At 71.4% G+C, this 353-nt stretch carries 1 pseudogene; it reads right to left on the bottom strand.

The annotated features are described in order from the left end of the window. Positions 1-353 (bottom strand): annotated as a pseudogene (locus BYZ73_RS23295) (phage tail protein); the annotation flags it as partial.

Here is a 353-nt window from a genome sequence, read left to right as displayed (position 1 = left end):
GAGAGCGCATCGAGGTTCTCGCGCGGGCTGGCCTCGGTATCGAGCACGCCGTTGAAGGCGTAGCGCGGCTGGCTGCCGCCCGTGGCCAGCGGCACCGGTTCCTCGGCGGCATTGGCCAGCGCCACGAGGGCGGCTTCGTCCAGATCGGCCTCGGTCCAGCCGATGCCGCCAAAAAGCTCGGGCGTCAGGGCGTAATCGCGCAGGCACAGCGCGGGGTTGGTGCTGTAGCGGGTCTGGCCGTCGCGCGGGTCGTAAACGCGCTTGCCGCGGGCCCGGACGCGGATCTGCGGCGCGCCGGTCGGGAAGAGGTCGCGGTCGTAATTGGCCGAGAAGTAGACCCAGGCGATGCCGCG

The organism is Rhodovulum viride (assembly GCF_003265965.1).
GTDB classification, from domain to species: domain Bacteria; phylum Pseudomonadota; class Alphaproteobacteria; order Rhodobacterales; family Rhodobacteraceae; genus Rhodovulum; species Rhodovulum kholense.
This window is presented reverse-complemented; position numbering and strand designations above follow the sequence as displayed.